Annotated in this window: 18 protein-coding genes and 1 pseudogene; all 19 read left to right on the forward strand. The window is 43.4% G+C overall.

Annotated features, from left to right (window positions below):
* Positions 1–7 precede the first annotated feature (7 nt).
* The 19 genes and pseudogenes from smpB (at position 8) to G5B06_RS13950 (ending at position 17250) form a co-directional block, all read left to right on the forward strand.
* Entirely contained in the window at positions 8–478 is a 471-nt protein-coding gene (gene smpB, locus G5B06_RS13865; RefSeq protein WP_021652954.1) for an SsrA-binding protein SmpB, read from the forward strand.
* A gap of 49 nt (positions 479–527) precedes the next feature.
* Entirely contained in the window at positions 528–1019 is a 492-nt protein-coding gene (locus G5B06_RS13870; RefSeq protein ID WP_244092712.1) for an acyl-CoA thioesterase, read from the forward strand.
* A 150-nt stretch (positions 1020–1169) separates the two neighbouring features.
* Positions 1170–2195, forward strand: a complete 1026-nt coding sequence (locus G5B06_RS13875; protein ID WP_180215161.1) for a hypothetical protein — start codon at positions 1170–1172, stop codon at positions 2193–2195.
* A 14-nt stretch (positions 2196–2209) separates the two neighbouring features.
* Positions 2210–2905 carry a UMP kinase gene (gene pyrH, locus G5B06_RS13880; protein WP_021976283.1) on the forward strand — a complete coding sequence of 232 codons (696 nt, stop codon included), beginning with the start codon at positions 2210–2212 and terminating at the stop codon, positions 2903–2905.
* Positions 2906–2951: 46 nt separating this feature from the next.
* Entirely contained in the window at positions 2952–3503 is a 552-nt protein-coding gene (gene frr / locus G5B06_RS13885; RefSeq protein ID WP_148448895.1) for a ribosome recycling factor, read from the forward strand.
* A gap of 66 nt (positions 3504–3569) precedes the next feature.
* Positions 3570–4277: an isoprenyl transferase gene (locus G5B06_RS13890; protein WP_173763044.1), complete on the forward strand. Its 708-nt coding sequence runs from the start codon at positions 3570–3572 to the stop codon at positions 4275–4277.
* A 3-nt stretch (positions 4278–4280) separates the two neighbouring features.
* A complete protein-coding gene (locus G5B06_RS13895) occupies positions 4281–5075 on the forward strand; it encodes a phosphatidate cytidylyltransferase (protein WP_148448899.1) in 795 nt (264 codons plus the stop codon).
* 11 nt (positions 5076–5086) lie between these two features.
* Positions 5087–6229, forward strand: coding sequence for a 1-deoxy-D-xylulose-5-phosphate reductoisomerase (gene dxr / locus G5B06_RS13900; protein WP_173772308.1), 1143 nt, complete (start codon positions 5087–5089; stop codon positions 6227–6229).
* 10 nt (positions 6230–6239) lie between these two features.
* On the forward strand, positions 6240–7517 hold the full coding sequence (gene rseP, locus G5B06_RS13905) for an RIP metalloprotease RseP (RefSeq protein WP_330606730.1): 1278 nt from the start codon (positions 6240–6242) through the stop codon (positions 7515–7517).
* A 241-nt stretch (positions 7518–7758) separates the two neighbouring features.
* Positions 7759–8748: a LacI family DNA-binding transcriptional regulator gene (locus G5B06_RS13910; protein WP_021652946.1), complete on the forward strand. Its 990-nt coding sequence runs from the start codon at positions 7759–7761 to the stop codon at positions 8746–8748.
* Between the two features lies 1 nt (position 8749).
* Positions 8750–9589, forward strand: coding sequence for a carbohydrate ABC transporter permease (locus tag G5B06_RS13915; protein WP_021652945.1), 840 nt, complete (start codon positions 8750–8752; stop codon positions 9587–9589).
* Between the two features lie 40 nt (positions 9590–9629).
* A complete protein-coding gene (locus G5B06_RS13920) occupies positions 9630–10892 on the forward strand; it encodes an ABC transporter substrate-binding protein (RefSeq protein WP_021652944.1) in 1263 nt (420 codons plus the stop codon).
* Positions 10893–10982: 90 nt separating this feature from the next.
* Positions 10983–11855, forward strand: a complete 873-nt coding sequence (locus tag G5B06_RS13925) for a carbohydrate ABC transporter permease (protein WP_110103627.1) — start codon at positions 10983–10985, stop codon at positions 11853–11855.
* A gap of 26 nt (positions 11856–11881) precedes the next feature.
* Positions 11882–13249: a 6-phospho-beta-glucosidase gene (locus tag G5B06_RS13930; protein ID WP_173733692.1), complete on the forward strand. Its 1368-nt coding sequence runs from the start codon at positions 11882–11884 to the stop codon at positions 13247–13249.
* A 1-nt stretch (position 13250) separates the two neighbouring features.
* Positions 13251–14162, forward strand: coding sequence for a carbohydrate kinase family protein (locus G5B06_RS13935; protein WP_173763040.1), 912 nt, complete (start codon positions 13251–13253; stop codon positions 14160–14162).
* A gap of 138 nt (positions 14163–14300) precedes the next feature.
* Entirely contained in the window at positions 14301–15575 is a 1275-nt protein-coding gene (locus G5B06_RS13940; protein WP_274602770.1) for a peptidoglycan-binding protein, read from the forward strand.
* Positions 15576–15662: 87 nt separating this feature from the next.
* Positions 15663–16721: an FUSC family protein gene (locus G5B06_RS13945; RefSeq protein ID WP_173763039.1), complete on the forward strand. Its 1059-nt coding sequence runs from the start codon at positions 15663–15665 to the stop codon at positions 16719–16721.
* A gap of 176 nt (positions 16722–16897) precedes the next feature.
* A pseudogene (locus tag G5B06_RS19455) lies at positions 16898–16987 on the forward strand (IS200/IS605 family transposase); the annotation flags it as partial.
* A 14-nt stretch (positions 16988–17001) separates the two neighbouring features.
* Positions 17002–17250: a helix-turn-helix domain-containing protein gene (locus G5B06_RS13950; protein ID WP_173772312.1), complete on the forward strand. Its 249-nt coding sequence runs from the start codon at positions 17002–17004 to the stop codon at positions 17248–17250.
* Positions 17251–17253: the final 3 nt, after the last annotated feature.

Consider the following 17253-nt stretch of genomic DNA (forward strand, 5'->3'; position numbering starts at 1 on the left):
GCGCGAAATGGCAAAAAAAACAGGAATGAAACTGATCGCAAATAATAAAAAAGCTTTTCATGACTATTTTATCGAGGACACTTATGAGGCCGGCATTGCACTGGCAGGAACCGAGGTAAAATCCTTACGTTCCGGCAAATGCAGCATCAAGGAGGCCTTTGTCCGGGTGGAAAACGGGGAGGTTTATGTATATGGAATGCATATCACTCCTTATGAAAAAGGAAATATTTTTAACAAAGATCCTCTTCGTGTGCGGAAGCTGCTTCTGCACCGTTACGAGATCAACAAGATCGAAGCCAAATTAAAGGAAAAAGGACTGACCCTGGTACCTCTGAAGGTTTATTTCAAGGACAGCCTGGTAAAAATAGAGATCGGCATGGCACGAGGTAAGAAGCTTTACGACAAGCGTCAGGATATTGCCAAGAAGGATCAGAGAAGAGAAGCAGAGAGAGACTTCAAGGTAAAAAATCTTTATTAATCAGCCGGTTTCTGCTGAAAAAAATATGATAAAAAGCGGGGAATGAAAAATGGCAGAGGTACAGGAAAGACGTAAAAAAACGGTGGAAGCGTCCATGACAGAACAGGTTCATCTGATCATGCAGCAGCATCTGAACGGGGGCGGAAGGCTTTTTGGCGGAGCGCTGATGCAGTGGCTGGATGAGGTTGCCGGTGTGGTGGCCATGCGCCATGCGGAAACCTATCGTGTGGTAACTGCGGCAGTGGACAACCTCCAGTTCAAACATGCGATTTATGAGGGAGAGATCGTAGTACTTAAAGGATATGTAACTTATGTGGGAAGAACTTCCATGGAAGTTGAGATTGATACGTATGTGGAACAGCCGGATGGTATACGCCGGACTGTAAATCGGGCGTTCTTTGTGATGGTGGCCGTAGATAAAGACCAGAAACCGATCCAGGTACCGGAACTGATCATTACCACAGAAGCAGAAAAAGCCCGGAATGAAGCGGCGAAAATGCGCCGTGACATGCGGAAAAAAAGAAGAGAAAACGGCTTTTGACCTCAGATGTTTTAATTTTTGACATAGTCTGAAAAATCTAAAGATTCTGTGAAATTCAAACCGGTCAGGTTGACAAGAAAGTGATACTCTGTAATAATAGAAAGAGGTAAGCTGACAGCAAATTGAACCATTTTATATGGAGGAGATATAATGAAAAAACGTTATTTGATTCTTGCAGGAATTCTTGCGGCAAGTATGCTTGCTGCCGGATGTGGGAAGAAGAATTCCGTGGCACCTGAACAGAAAGTGGAAGCAACTGTGACACCGACTGTGACAGAAGCAGCGAAGACAGATGTGGTAGAAATGCAGACATCTACAGATGATACAGCAAACATCAAGAATGTGATGGGAACCAAGAGTGAGACAACCACAAGTATTGTGTTTACAAATAAAATGGGCTCTGCAATTTCCGCGATTTATGTCCGTCCTACCAGAGATGACGGAGATGACAGCGATGAGACATGGGGCAGTGATCTTGTAAACGGTAAGTTTACACTGGCCGACAAGGATAAAGCTGTTTATTATATGGAAAAGAGCCAGAAAGATGATGACGGTAACGCAGTAACAAGTTTTGATGTGAGAATTACGTTTTCTGACGAGGAGCAGAATGAATGCTTTTTCCGTAAACTGCCGCTTCTGACAATTTCTCAGCTAAGCTTCTGCATGGATGGCGAAGGCGAAGATGGAATCCCATATGCTACATATCTGGCAAGTGGAAGCACCAAGGAAGTTTCCACACTGAAGGATGTGAAGGCGAGACTTGGCATTGAAGATGACAGTGAAGAGAGCGACTCCAGTGACAGTAGTACAGATTCCACAGACGGTACAGATTCCAGCAGTACAGATTCCACATCTTCTTCAGCAGATAGCAGCAGGGATAATACTGACAGCAGTGATTCCAGCAGCACGGATTCACCATCTGCTCCGTCTTCAGATTCTTCGGATGATCCGGATCCTACAGAAGCACCATCCAGTGACGAAGATCCGGCATCTGTGGCAACAGGATATATTGGCCAGTCCATGACAGATCTTGTAAATGCATGCGGCAGTCCGAATGGCAGTGACTATGAGGACGAACCGGAGTCCGGTAAGACAGGTTATTATTATTATGATACGTTTACGGTTTCCACAACTTTTGACGATGATGGCAATGAAGTTGTGTCCGGCGTATGGTAAAGGAGAATAAACATATGAAAAGAGTGTTACTGAAATTAAGCGGAGAGGCTCTTGCAGGAGAGCAGAAGAGAGGTTTTGACGAAGCAACCGTTACAGAAGTTGCCAAACAGATCAAGACTATCGTGGATGAGGGACTTCAGGTTGGTATCGTAATCGGAGGAGGAAACTTCTGGAGAGGACGTACCAGCGGGGCAATGGACAGAAGTAAGGCTGACCAGATCGGTATGCTTGCTACAATCATGAACTGTATCTATGTATCTGACATCTGCAGATATGTGGGACTTAAGACAGAGGTGTTTACCCCGTTTGTATGTGGCGCATTTACTACTCTTTATTCTAAAGATGCTGTAGAAGAGAGCTTCGCAGAAGGAAAAGTTGTATTCTTTGCAGGTGGTACCGGTCATCCATATTTTTCCACAGATACAGCTACAGTACTTCGTGCTGTTGAGATTGGCGCAGATGCCATTCTTCTTGCTAAAGCTGTTGACGGAATCTATGACAGCGATCCGAAGGTAAATCCGGATGCCAAGAAGTATGATGAGATTTCCATTGATGAAGTGGTTGCCAAGAAACTGGCAGCTATGGACCTCACCGCTTCCATCATGTGCATGGAGCAGAAGATGCCGATGCTGGTATTCGGTCTTGATGAAAAAGACAGCATCGTCAACACGGTACACGGTAAGTTCTCCGGAACAAAGGTAACTGTGTAATCAGAAGGGAATAATAAAAAAATAACCATACAGGGAGATATGTGAAATGGATGAGAGAATTCAGGTATACGAAACAAAAATGGGAAAAACACTGAATGCTTTGGAGAGTGAGCTGACAACAATCAGAGCCGGCCGTGCAAACCCGCATATTCTTGACAAACTTACCGTAGATTATTATGGAGCACCAACTCCGATTCAGCAGGTGGCAAACATTTCTGTTCCGGAGGCACGTATGATTCAGATCCAGCCATGGGAGTCCAGCATGATCAAAGCTATCGAGAAAGCAATTCTCTGCTCTGATCTTGGTTTAAACCCGAGCAACGATGGAAAAATGATCCGTCTTGTTTTCCCGGAGCTTACCGAGGAACGTCGTAAAGAGCTGGTAAAAGACGTTAAGAAAAAAGGCGAAGGTGCCAAGGTTGCAGTAAGAAATATCCGTCGTGATGCCAACGATGCATTTAAGAAACTTGCAAAACAGGATGTTTCTGAGGATGAGATCAAAGAGCTTGAGGATCAGATCCAGAAACTTACAGATAAGTACATCAAGGAAGTTGACAAGGCGATCGAGAACAAGTCGAAAGAGATTCTGACTGTATAATTGTAAGAGATACGAGGATAAAGAGGGCTTCTTTGAAGAAGCTCTCTTTCTGTATGGAGGAGATTTATGAACGTACCAAATCATATAGCGATCATTCTGGATGGAAACGGAAGGTGGGCAAAGGAACGAGGAATGCCGAGAACCTACGGACATGTAAAGGGATGCGCCAATCTTGAAAACATTTGTTATGATATCAAAGACCTTGGGGTGAAATATCTTACGGTTTACGCTTTTTCCACAGAAAACTGGAAACGCTCCAGAGAAGAAGTGGAAGCACTGATGAAACTGTTCCGCAGTTATCTTAAGAAATGTATTAAAATTTCCAAGAAAAATAATATGCGGATGAAAGTCATCGGGGATATTACTGCTTTTGCACCGGATATTCAGAAGAGTGTCCGGGAACTGGAGGAATATTCCAAAGATTTTGACGGTATTTATTTTCAGCTGGCATTAAATTACGGAAGCCGTGATGAGATCCGCCGTGGAATGCAGAAGATGGCACAGGATGTAAAAGACGGAAAAGTTGAGCCGGACAACATTACAGAGGATACCATTGAGAGCTATCTGGACACTGCCGGTGTACCGGATCCGGATCTGATGATCCGCACAAGCGGAGAACAGCGCCTTTCCAATTTCCTGCTCTGGCAGCTGGCTTATTCCGAATTTTATTTTACCCCGGTTGCGTGGCCGGATTTCAATAAAGAAGAGCTGATTAAAGCCATCGAGAAATATAATCAGAGAGACAGACGTTACGGTGGCGTCAAGGAGGAGTAGATCATGTTTAAGACAAGACTGATAAGTGGTATCATCCTTGTCATCATTGCCCTGGCAACCATTATTTCTGGCAGCTGGATCCTGTTTTTTACACTTCTGGTTGTTTCACTGATCGGAATGAGAGAGCTTTACAAGGTAATGAAGGTAAGTGATGAGCACATTACTGTGCTGGAACTTGTGGGATATCTTGGAGCAGTGCTTTATTATATTGCCATGAAATTTGACTTTGGAAGTTATGGAACAATGGCGATCATCATCAGTATGATCCTGATTCTGTTTGTCTATGTATTCGGTTATCCGAAATACCGTGCGGAACAAGTGATGGCAGCATTTTTCGGAGTGATATATGTTGCGGTGATGCTTTCCTTTATCTATCTTACCAGAAGCCTCCCGGACGGAAAATTCCTGGTATGGCTGATCTTCTTATGCTCCTGGGGCTGTGATACCTGCGCTTACTGTGTGGGAATGCTCATCGGCAAACATAAGATGGCGCCGGTTTTAAGCCCGAAGAAATCCATCGAGGGAGCTGTAGGCGGCGTTGTGGGAGCGGCACTTCTTGGAGTGATCTATGCAGCGGCCACACAGGGAAAAATGGCGGAGTATGCCCTGATTTGTGCAGTTGGAGCCCTGATCTCCATGGTAGGTGATCTGGCAGCATCTGCGATCAAGAGAAATCAGAACATTAAGGACTATGGTAAGCTGATCCCGGGCCACGGAGGAATCCTGGACCGTTTTGACAGCGTGATTATCACAGCTCCTGTTATTTACTATCTTGCAAAAACGATTCTTGGAATTTAGGAGATATTGAAATGAAGAATATTGCAATCTTAGGTTCTACCGGTTCCATCGGAACTCAGACACTGGATGTGGCAAGAAAAAATGAAGATCTTCGTGTTGTTGCGGTCAGTGCGGGAAAAAGTGTGGAGAAACTGGAAGAACAGATCCGGGAGTTTCATCCACTTCTGGCTGCAATCTGGGATGAAAAGGCAGCCCGGGACCTGAAAACACGTATTGCGGATACGGACACAAAGGTAGTCAGCGGAATGGAAGGACTTCTGGAACTTGCGTCCATGCCGGAATCCGATATCCTTGTCACTGCGATCGTGGGAATGATCGGGATCCGCCCTACCATGGAGGGAATCCGTGCCGGAAAGGACATCGCCCTGGCGAATAAGGAAACCCTTGTCACAGCCGGTCATCTGATCATGCCAATGGCAAAGGAATACGGCGTATCCATCCTCCCGGTTGACAGTGAACACAGCGCCATTTTCCAGGCTATCCATGGAGAAGAAAACGAAGAGATCCATAAACTTCTGATCACGGCATCCGGCGGACCATTCCGCGGACGTACCACAGAAGAACTTCGAAATGTTACGGTTGCGGATACTCTGAAACATCCAAACTGGGTAATGGGACGGAAGATCACTGTAGATTCCGCGACCCTGGTAAACAAAGGTCTGGAAGTTATGGAGGCCAAGTGGCTGTTTGACATGGACCTGGATCATATTCAGGTGGTGGTACAGCCACAAAGTATCATTCATTCCATGGTGGAATTTAAAGACGGCGCGATCATGGCACAGCTTGGAACTCCGGATATGAGACTTCCGATCCAGTACGCTCTGTACTATCCACACAGACGTTATCTGGATGGAGACCGTCTTGATTTCACGAAACTTCGTGAGATCACATTTGAGGTTCCGGATATGGAGACATTCCGCGGACTTCCTATGGCAATCCAGGCATCCCGGGAAGGGGGAAGTATGCCGACTGTCTTTAATGCGGCCAATGAGCTTGCAGTAAAGAAATTCCTGGAAGAAAAGATTGGCTTTCTGGATATTTATGAGATTATTGCACAGTCTATGGAAAGACATAAAAAAATCGCGCATCCGGATCTGGATGAGATCCTTTCTGTAGAGCAGGATACTTACCAGTGGATCGAAAGTAGGTGGTAAATTGAGATTTGTGATTGCTGTAATTATTTTCAGCGTTGTGATACTGATCCATGAACTGGGACATTTTCTCCTGGCAAAAAAGAACCACATTGAGGTGGTGGAATTTTCTCTTGGCATGGGTCCGAGGATCATAAGTACGGTAAAAGGTGGCACCCGCTATTCCGTGAAATTGCTTCCTCTTGGCGGTTCCTGTGCCATGGCGGGAGAAGATGCGGAAGATGACAGTCCGGGAACCTTTAATTCCGCTCCTGTGTGGGGCAGGATCGCGGTGGTTGTCGCTGGCCCGGTATTTAATTTTCTACTGGCCTTTGTTCTGTCTGTGATCATTGTGGGTTGTATTGGCTATGATCCTGCAACCGTATTGCAGGTAACAGAAGGCTCCGCAGCGGAAAAGGCGGGCCTGAGAGAAGGCGATGTGATTACAGAGTATCAGGGATATCATATTGACCTGGGAAAAGATCTCTATGTGTATTCGTATCTCAATGAACTGAAAGAGGGAGATACCATTCATCTGAAGATAAAACGTGATGGAAAAGAACAGGAGATCTCCTATAAGCCGGATGTGAATGTACGGTATCTCCTTGGTTTCAACCGTTCCGATGTAAATTCCATGATAGTAGAATCCCTGATCAAGGGAATGCCGCTGGAAGAAGCAGGTCTGGAAGCGGGAGATGTGATCACGAAGATCAACGGTGTGGAAGTCCCGGATGGAAATGCATATGAAAAATATATCGAGGAGCATCCGCTGTCTGATGAACCTGTGACGATCACCTATGAACGGAACGGGCTGGAATATGAGGCGGAGATCACACCAAGAGAATACCGGACACCGGTTTCCGGTTTCGGCTACAACACATACAGCGAAAAGACTTCCGGCTTCAATGTTCTGAAATATGGTGCGGTGGAAGTGAAATATATGATCCGTACTACGATCTTAAGCCTGAAAGAGCTTGTGACCGGTCATCTTGGAATGAAAGACTTAAGTGGTCCTGTGGGTATTGCGGATGCCATTGGCGACACTTACGAACAGTCCAAGAGTGAGGGAACGCTGATGATCTGGATGAATTTGTTGAATATGGCAGTTCTTCTTTCTGCAAACCTGGGAGTGATGAACCTTCTTCCTCTTCCTGCGCTGGATGGAGGAAGGCTGGTATTTCTGGTGGCAGAAGCGATCCGGAGAAAACCGGTAAACCGTCAGGTAGAAGGCATGATCCATTTTGCAGGGCTGATGCTTTTGATGGCGTTGATGGTTATCGTTATGTATAATGATATTCTGAAGATATTCTGATGAGGATTATGAAGTAAAGATATATAAAAGATGGAATGGTCAGGAAGATGTCCGGATTGTTCCATCTTTTTTTAATGAAACATATGAAACCAAGATGAAACACATGAAACAAGATTGACATTCTATTTGTAACTTTGTACAATCAAAAATGTAGATAGCGATATTAAATCGTGCAAAATACTAAAAGAAATAAGGAATAAATCTCAAATAATAAGAAAAAATCACATAAGGAGATGAGACAATGGCAGGTACAATCAGAAAGGTTGCACAAATGGCACATGTGTCTCCAGCAACTGTTTCAAGATATTTTTCAGGACAGAATGTAGTGAGTGATGAATTATCCAGAAGAATTGAGGAGGCAGCTAATACGGTTGGTTATGTGCCAAATCATCCAACACGTAAGTCAGATGGTGTGATCGTAGTTCTGATTCCTAATCTGGAATTTGGATATTTCAGTGAATCCATAAAGGAGATTATCCGGCAGATGCCAAAATACAAATGTAGAGTGATATTTCTTCCTACATTTCCGGGAGATGATAGTTATAAGAGTATCCTGAAGGAATTGTATGTGATGGGAGTTATTTATCTGGAGGAGGAGATTGACCGTGAGGTGATACGATATATCCGGGCAAAGAATATCAAAGTGGTTATGCTGGGAGGCGCAGCTTTTGACAGCAGATGCGATATGGTACACATTAACGATATGATGGCTGCTTACGAGGGAATGAAATATCTTCTTGAAATGGGACACAGGGAGATACTGATTCTGACTGATCTTTCTACAAGCATCAGTTCAGGATTCCAGCGGTTAGTTGGCTGTAAGAAGGCAATGGAGGAATATGGACTTATGTTCAGTGATGACATGGCAGAATACGGTCAGCTTACCTTCGAAAAAGGCTATCGATCTATGAACAGTGCATTGCGAAAGAAAAAGAAGTTCACTGCAGTGTTTGCTTTTTCCGATGAGACTGCGGTAGGAGCAATTACAGCGCTAAATGAACATGGTTTGAAGGTTCCGGAAGATGTATCCGTTTTGGGATTTGATGGATTAAGTATATCAGAGCGGGTGGTTCCTAAACTTACTACGATTTATCAGCCACTGGATAAGATGGTGGAATGGACTCTTGAGATTTTGTGTAACAAAAGTAGAAACAGAGAAGAAAATATAGAGTATACACTACCCTATAAATTATTGGAAAGAGGAACTGTACTCAGAAGGGAGGAAATATAAAATGGGGGGGAAGAGCTTTAAAGATATTCTTTGGAAAATATTTAGATTTGTTTTCCTGGGATTTATGGCACTGATTTCAGTAGGACCATTAGTATGGATCGTGATGTCATCCTTTAAATCCAATAAGGAGATCCTATCATCTGCATTTGCACTGCCTACATCATTAAGCTTTAATGGGTATAAGGCTGCATTGGATTTGGCTCCAATTTTTAAGTTTTATGGAAACAGTGTTGTGATTTCTTTCACAAGTACCCTGCTAAATATCCTGATTGTTTCCATGGCTGCCTATGTGTTGGCCAGATATACGTTTAAGGGAAGTACCTTTATCACATTGCTTTTATCTGCGTCTCTTCTTGTACCTACTTCAGCACTTCTGATGCCAATCTATAAGATCATGATGGGAATCGGAATGTTTGATACAAGGTCAGGGCTTGTACTTGTGTATGCGGCACTGGGACTTCCTACTTCACTTTTCGTATTCAAAAGCTATTTTCAGGGCATCCCCAAGGAACTGGAAGAAGCTGCCTATATTGACGGAGCCGGGTTTTATCGGACATTCTTTGTAATTGTATTTCCATTGGCTAAATCAGGACTTGCAACAGGGGCAATTTTACAGTTCCTGACGTCATGGAATGAGTTCATGTTCGGACTCGTTCTTACCAAAAGCACAGAAGTAAGGACCCTTCCTCTTGCTCTGAATTATTTTACATCTCAGTTTTCGTTTAACTATACAGCGATGTTTGCGGCATTGACTATGGTAATTCTACCAAGTATCGTAATCTATGTATTGCTGCAGGAACAGGTTACTACCAGTATGGTAGCAGGATCTGTCAAAGGTTGAAGATGAAAATTTATAAATTATATAAAAGGAGGCAATTAATATGAAAACAAAAAAGGTGATGGCCACAGTATTGTCAGCAGTGACAGCATTATCCATGGCAGGAGGCATGGCCACAACAGTAAAAGCGGATGATGTGACAGAAATCACATTTCCTACATCCTGGGTTGGTGTCAGTGTTAATACAGAATGGTTCCAGGATCGTCTGGAAGCTTTTAATGAGGAGTACGGTGACAGTATCAAGGTCAATGTGGAAGAAATCGCAGGTGATCAGAACTATGTGGATAAGCTGAAAGTTCTGTATTCTTCCAATTCTCTTCCGGATACATTCAGTACAGGTGGATATAATCTGATTGATTCAATGAAGGATCAACTTGTCGACCTTACTGATTATGTAGATGATGACTGGAAAAAACTTGCAACTGATGCATGCTGGGATGTAAACTCCCGCGATGGTAAGATTTATGGAATTCCTTATACCAGACAGGTAATAGGATACTTCTACAACAAAGATCTCTTTGCTCAGGCAGGAATTGAGAAACCGGCAAAGACATGGGACGAGTTCTTTGAGCAGTGTGACAAGCTTCTGGATGCAGGCATTACACCGCTTTCCATGGATACTGCAGATTCCGGTTGGGTAACTTCACTGATGCTTGGTGCTATGATTGGTGAGAGCGATGAGGGAGAACAGTTTATGAATACCATGCTCCCGACAGATTATAATACAAAAGAATTTATCGATGCAGCAACCAGGATTCAGACCATGTTTCAGAAATATACAACTCCGGATGCAGTTGGTGGAAAATATGAGAATGCTGCAAGCAACTTCTTTATGGGACAGACAGCTATCATTGCAAATGGTCCTTGGATGATTAGCGATTTCTATGATACTTCTATGGTTGAAGATGGATTTGCAGATAAAGTCGGTACTGCAATGTATCCTGGTGATGTTATGTATAACAGTGGAAAAATTGGCTTTAATGTTGCTTCCAAGGATGAGAAAACACTGGATGCAACTCTTACATTTGTAAAATTCCTCACAAATGAGGAGAGCCAGCTTAAAATGCTTGAAATTACAGGCGATATTCCGGCTATGGAGGGTCTTACATCTGATAATGTAAAGCCACTTGTAAATGAAGTCATCGCAAACGGCGATAAAGCAGCGCACAGTATTAATGATTTCCAGAGCCTTTGGTATGCAAATGTAGTGGATGAGATCAGTATTCAGTATCCGCTTCTTGCGCAGGGTGAAATTACTCCGGAAGAGTTCGCACAGGCTCTTACAGACGCTGCACAGAAAAACTGATAATTATATGATTTCCGCGGCTTCGGCAGGACATACCTTCTTCTGAAGTCGCCGGAGGCTAAGAACAGACTGAAACAGGAGAGATGAGAAATGAAAGTTAAAAAATGGAAACTGGCAAGCTTTCTTTTGCCGTGTCTGCTCCTTTTTGCATTGATTTACCTGGCTCCGATGTGTATGGTGTTTGGAAGTTCATTTTTTGAATGGAAAGCAGGCGGTGTATTTAAATTTATTGGACTGGATAATTATATCAATGCTTTCCGGAACGACGCACGAATGCTTACAGCACTGAAGAATACGGGAATCTGGGTTGTGCTTCAGTCTGTTGTGCATGTGATGCTAGGAACTGTGATCGCGTTTATGCTTTCAAAAAGAAAAAAAGGTTGGAAAGTCCTCAGAACTATCTATATGATCCCGAATGTGGTATCTGCAGCGGCACTGGCTGTTATTTTCCTGAATGTATTTAATGCGCAGTATGGTATTATCAATTCTTTTGTAAAAACAGTAACCGGGAAACCATTTATGAAAAACTGGTTCTTTGATCAGAACAGTGCCTTTATCACAGTTACATGGAGCTGGCTTCTGTATACAGGAATGATCATCATTCTTGTGCTTGCAGGTGTTCTGTCCATTCCCGAGGATGTTGTGGAAGCGGCCAAGATCGATGGTGCTACAGACATGCAGATCAATATGAAGATTCGTCTCCCACTGATCCGTACTATTATTGGAACCTGTGAGATTCTGGCGGCAACCAGTATGCTGAGAGAATTTGAACTCATTTATCTGACAACCAACGGAGGGCCGGGAGATACAACACTGAATCTTCCACTATACCTGTACAAAACATCTATGACAGATAATAATTATGGTTATGCCAACATGATGGGAGTAATTCTTATTATTGCAGGGGTAATTGTAGTAAGTGCCATTAATCGGTTGTTTAAGATGAATGAGGCAGACTACTAAAAAGACAGAAAGAGGAGGAATTACAGATGAAAATAGCAGTAATCGGCGGTGGTGGAGTACGTTCCATGTTTTTGGCAAAAAGCCTTGCTCAGAGCAGTTTGGAATTGGGGATCAACCAAGTGATTTTTATGGATAATGATCCAAAGAAGCTTAATATCTATGGTAAAATGGCACAGCAGGTTGCAAAACGTCTGCAGCCAGACTTGCAGCTGGAACTTACCGGCGACCCTGTAGAAGCCATTAAAGATGCAGATTATATCATAACAACGATTCGTGTTGGAGAGGATGATATGCGTATCCAGGATGAACGAGTAGCTCTGAATCTGGGGGTTCTGGGGCAGGAAACTACCGGTGCGGCAGGGTTTTCTTTTGCTATGCGTTCTGTGCCGGCTCTGGTAAAATATTGTGAGCTTGCAAAAAAATACGCTTCTCCGGATGTAAAGATCTTTAACTTTACCAACCCAGCGGGAGTAGTATCTCAGACTCTGCGTGATATGGGATATGATTTTACCTATGGTATCTGCGATGCTCCAAGTAGTCTTCTCCATTCCTTTGCAAAAATGTATAAGGTTCCGCAAAATTCTGTGACGGGAGACTGCTATGGATTGAATCATCTTTCTTTTTTTGACAGTATTAAGCTGGATGGAAAAGAGATTTTGCCGGAGCTTTTAAAAGATGAAAGATTGTATACGGATACAGATATGCGTTTCTTTAAAAAAGATCTGGTAGAGCATATGGGATGTATTCTTAATGAATATTTGTATTATTTTTATTACAGAGAAGAAGCAGTTCAGCATATTTTGGATGCGGGTATCACCAGGGGAGAAGTGATCCGTGATGTGAATATCCATATGACGGAGGAACTGTCACACATGGATGTCGAAAATGATTTTGAAAACTGCCTGAAGGTTTATGATAAGTGGTATGGCAAACGTGAAGATGCTTATATGGCAAATGAGACCGGCGTATCCAGAGCAAAAGAACCCTATCATTTTGATATTTATGCAAAGGATGATGGAGGCTATGCAGGTGTTGCCCTGAAATATATCCGTTCCAAATTAAGTGGAAAAGACAGTGAGATGATCCTTTGTGTACCGAATAACGGAGCAATTCCGGGACTCCTTAATACAGACATTGTGGAAGTTACATGTGATCTTAAAGATGGTGAGATGATTCCGCATAAAGTCCCAAATCCCGGGGAATTGCAGATGGAACTTATTCGCAGGGTGAAGATTTACGAAAGGCTGGCTTCTGAAGCAATCCGTACAAGAAGCATTAGTAAAGCAATTGACTGCCTTATGGTGCATCCTCTTGTCAATTCCTACTCACTGGCCAAGAAACTGGTGGAAACATATTTAGCCACAAATAAAGACTATATGGAGGAATGGAACTGATATGAGTTTTGTAGGTGGCGTAGGCTATTCCAATATTGATCTGATCTATTCTGGTCTTGATAGACTGCCTGATAAGGGAGAGGAGATTTTCGCCAGAGGATTTTCCATGCAGTTTGGTGGTGGGATTCCGGCTACCATGATCAATCTTTCAAGGCTTGGAGTTGAGTCCAGAATTATTACTTTTGCAGGGCATGATCTTTTTTCGGAATTTGTGAAAAAAACACTGAATAGCTATCCGGTAAAAACTGTGAATCTTTATAAAGGAAACAAGATGCCGGTGGTGCTGTCTTCCACCTTGCTATATTGTGGTGACAGAAGTTTTATTTCATATACAGACGGAATGGATCTTAATGATGCTGTTATGGATGAAGTTTATGAAAATCTGAAAGGTGCATATGTGGTAGATATGCATGTTGGATTTTTAGATGTGTATAAAAGACTGAAAAAAGATGGTTGTATCCAGATTTTTGATACGGGATGGGAAGATGATCTGACATTGGAAAAATACAAGGATTATCTGGAAATTGCAGATTATTATATTCCCAACCAGAAAGAGGCCATGAAGATTACAGGAACGTCCAGTGTGGAAGAGGCTGCTGACATTCTGTCGGAATTTTTTTCTGACGTGACGATCAAAATGGACAAGGAAGGGTGCCTGCTTAAAAATAAGGATGGAATAAAAATCATATCTTCTGTACAAAATGTAAAAGCTATTGATGCAACAGGAGCAGGAGATGCATTTATGAGTGGCTTTATTTATGGACTTTATCATCATTATCCAATTGAACAGTGCATTAAGTTTGGAAATGTAACAGGAAGTGCGTGTGTTCAGGGAATGGGCTGTATCAGCAATTTTGTCAATGAAGAACAGCTCTTGGAAATTGCGGGAACGCTAGAAGTCAGAGACCTTTGAAGAGGTGGAAAAAATTTATAATCTGTAACTGAAAAAGGTGTCTCTTATTTGTATATCAGGTAAGAGACATTTTTTTTATGCAAACATATACTAGCAGAGAACCAGTGTGCTTTCAGGCACAAAAAGGAGCCTCTGTTTATGAAAAATCATTCTTATATTTCCATGCAGCAGGATATGCCGGATCAGGGACAGCTGCAGGTGACGGTGCTGGACAGTGCCAGTAACCGTCCTGTGGAAAATGCTACAGTGCGGATCTCGTACACAGGAGTCCCGGATAATGTGATCGAAGAAATCCGTACGGATTCCTCCGGAAAAACGCCTATGCTGGAGCTGGTAGCTCCTCCACTGGAATACAGCATGAAACCGGTGGAGCAGCAGCCTTATGCAGAATATACAGTTCGGATCAGTGCAGAAGGTTTTACACCAAAAGAAGTTGCCGGGACAGAAGTTCTTCCCCATTCCATTGCCAGGCAGGGAGCATCCCTTAGCAGACAGCAGGGTAGTGGAGAGGACTATCAGCGGATCGTCATCGGACCCCATACGCTTTTTGGGGAATATCCTCCCAAAAATCCGGAAGCAGAGATCAAGCCGATAAATGAAACCGGAGAGATCGTATTAAACAAAGTGGTGATCCCGGAGTATATCGTAGTCCACGACGGGCCAATAGGGGATACCTCTGCACAGGATTATTATGTAAGATATAAGGATTATATCAAAAACGTGGCCAGCAGTGAGATCTACGCAACTTGGCCGGAGGACACGATACGTGCCAATGTTCTGGCAATCATGTCGTTTACTCTGAACAGAGTTTATACAGAGTGGTACCGGAACAAAGGTTATGATTACACTATCACCTCCTCAACCGCATACGACCACAAATGGATCAACGGCCGGAATATTTTTGAGAGCATTGACCGGATCGTAGATGAACTTTTTGAAAATTATCTTTCCAGACCGGATGTGCGGCAGCCGATCCTGACCCAGTACTGTGACGGGCGGCAGGTGCAATGCAGGGATCGGGGATGGATGACCCAGTGGGGAAGCAAGGCACTGGGGGACCAGGGATATTCCGCGATTGAGATTTTGCGGAGTTTCTATGGAAACGATATGTATATCAATGTGGCGGAAGCGGTTTCCGGGATTCCTGCATCCTGGCCGGGATATGACCTGACTATCGGTGTCACCGGAGAAAAAGTGCAGCAGATCCAGGAACAGCTCAATGCCATAGCAAAGGCCTATCCCGCCATTCCGACAGTAACAGTGGACGGTATTTATGGCCCTGCCACTGCGGCATCTGTAAAAAAATTTCAGAATGTATTCGGACTTCCCACATCCGGAGTGGTGGATTATCCGACCTGGTATAAGATCCAGGAAATCTATGTAGCAGTGACCAGGATCGCGGAACTGCGCTAGGTTGGAAAAAAGTGTTTGACGTTCCGGAATAAACCAAGTATAATGGCTGTTTGTATCTTTAAACGTATTGCAAAAGGAGCGATGAGAATGACATTTTATCAGGAACTGCAGTTAAGCTCAACCGGATCAAAACAGCTGATTCGAAATACCACAGACAAAAAGGAAAAGCGAAGACATATTCTGATCTATAATTTTAAAGTATATCTTGTCATGGCATTTTGTGTGGCAGTTGTGACATTGTACAGTAAGATAACCGGTAATGACAACAGCGTTGTAGGAGTAACCGTACTTCTGGCCGTGCTGGTTTTAAGACAGGCGGATTTCGGGATCCGGACCACACACGGCCTGCTGTCCATTGCCGGGATCTTCAGCATTTTGATTATAGGACCGAGGCTGTCCAACATGGTTTCACCGGTGCCGGCATTTTTTGTAAATGCCGTAAGCATTCTTTTACTGATGATTTTGGGATGCCACAATGTGATCATGTATAACCATTCTACATTTGTCCTGGGATATCTGCTTCTGATGGGATACGACGTAACTGGAAAGGCGTATGTGCTCCGCGTGGAGGGACTTCTGGTGGGAATGATTCTCTGCATGGTGATCTTTTACAAGAATCAGAAAAACCGTCCATACCGAAGAACATTTCTGGATCTGTTCCGGGAATTTGACCTGCATTCTGCAAGAGGCAGATGGTACCTGCGACTGACACTGATCGTTTCCAGCGCCATGCTGATCATGTCACTCCTGGGACTTCCAAGAGCAATGTGGGCCGGAATCGCCTGCATGTCTGTGTGCCTGCCGTTTACCGAGGACTGTAAAGGCAGAGCCGGAAAAAGAGGCATGTTCAACATTGTGGGATGTCTGCTGTTTGTGGTACTTTATCTGGTGCTTCCAAAGTCCATGTATCCTTACATCGGAATGATCGGAGGAATTGGTGTTGGATATTCTGCAGGCTATGCGTGGCAGACAGCATTTAATACATTTGGAGCGCTGTCCATCGCATCAGGACTGTTTGGAATGCCGGCAGCAGTGCTGCTCCGTATCGGAGCCAATGTGTTCGGGGCGGTTTATACCATGGTTTTAAATACGCTTGGAGATAAACTGGTACAGTATATGTGGGTACGGAAAAAGGCGGAAATCTGATTGACAAAATAATGCACCGCGGGAGATAATAACCGGGTGCATTATTTTTTTATCCTCTTACAGCAAGAAGACTCCGACCTCTAAGGTGGGAGATGAATTGCGTCTGCTACTTACTTGATAGAGCACTCTAATCATAGTATAATATCTTCAGTTGAATAATAAAAAATTGAAATATAATAAATTTAGATAACAACGCATATTTAGTATGCTTACTATACTATCATCTTGTGCTTGTGGTCAGGTACCGCAGGTGGGTTTTCGAGGAAAAGGAAGTGGCATGGTGGCAAACAGAGCATATAAATTCAGAATATATCCCAATGGTGAGCAGAAGATTTTGTTTGCTAAGACTTTCGGTTGTGTCAGAATGGTATACAATCATTGGCTTGATAGAAAGATTCGGCAGTATGAGGAGAACAAGACCAATGTAGCATATACCATTTGTGCAAAAGAAATGGCTGCAATGAAGAAAACGGAAGATCAAACAGCTGAAAACAGGTTTTCCAAGGTTCAAATCAAAAAAGCGGAATAAAAA

The sequence above is a fragment of the Blautia luti genome (assembly GCF_013304735.1).
Lineage (GTDB): Bacteria > Bacillota > Clostridia > Lachnospirales > Lachnospiraceae > Blautia_A.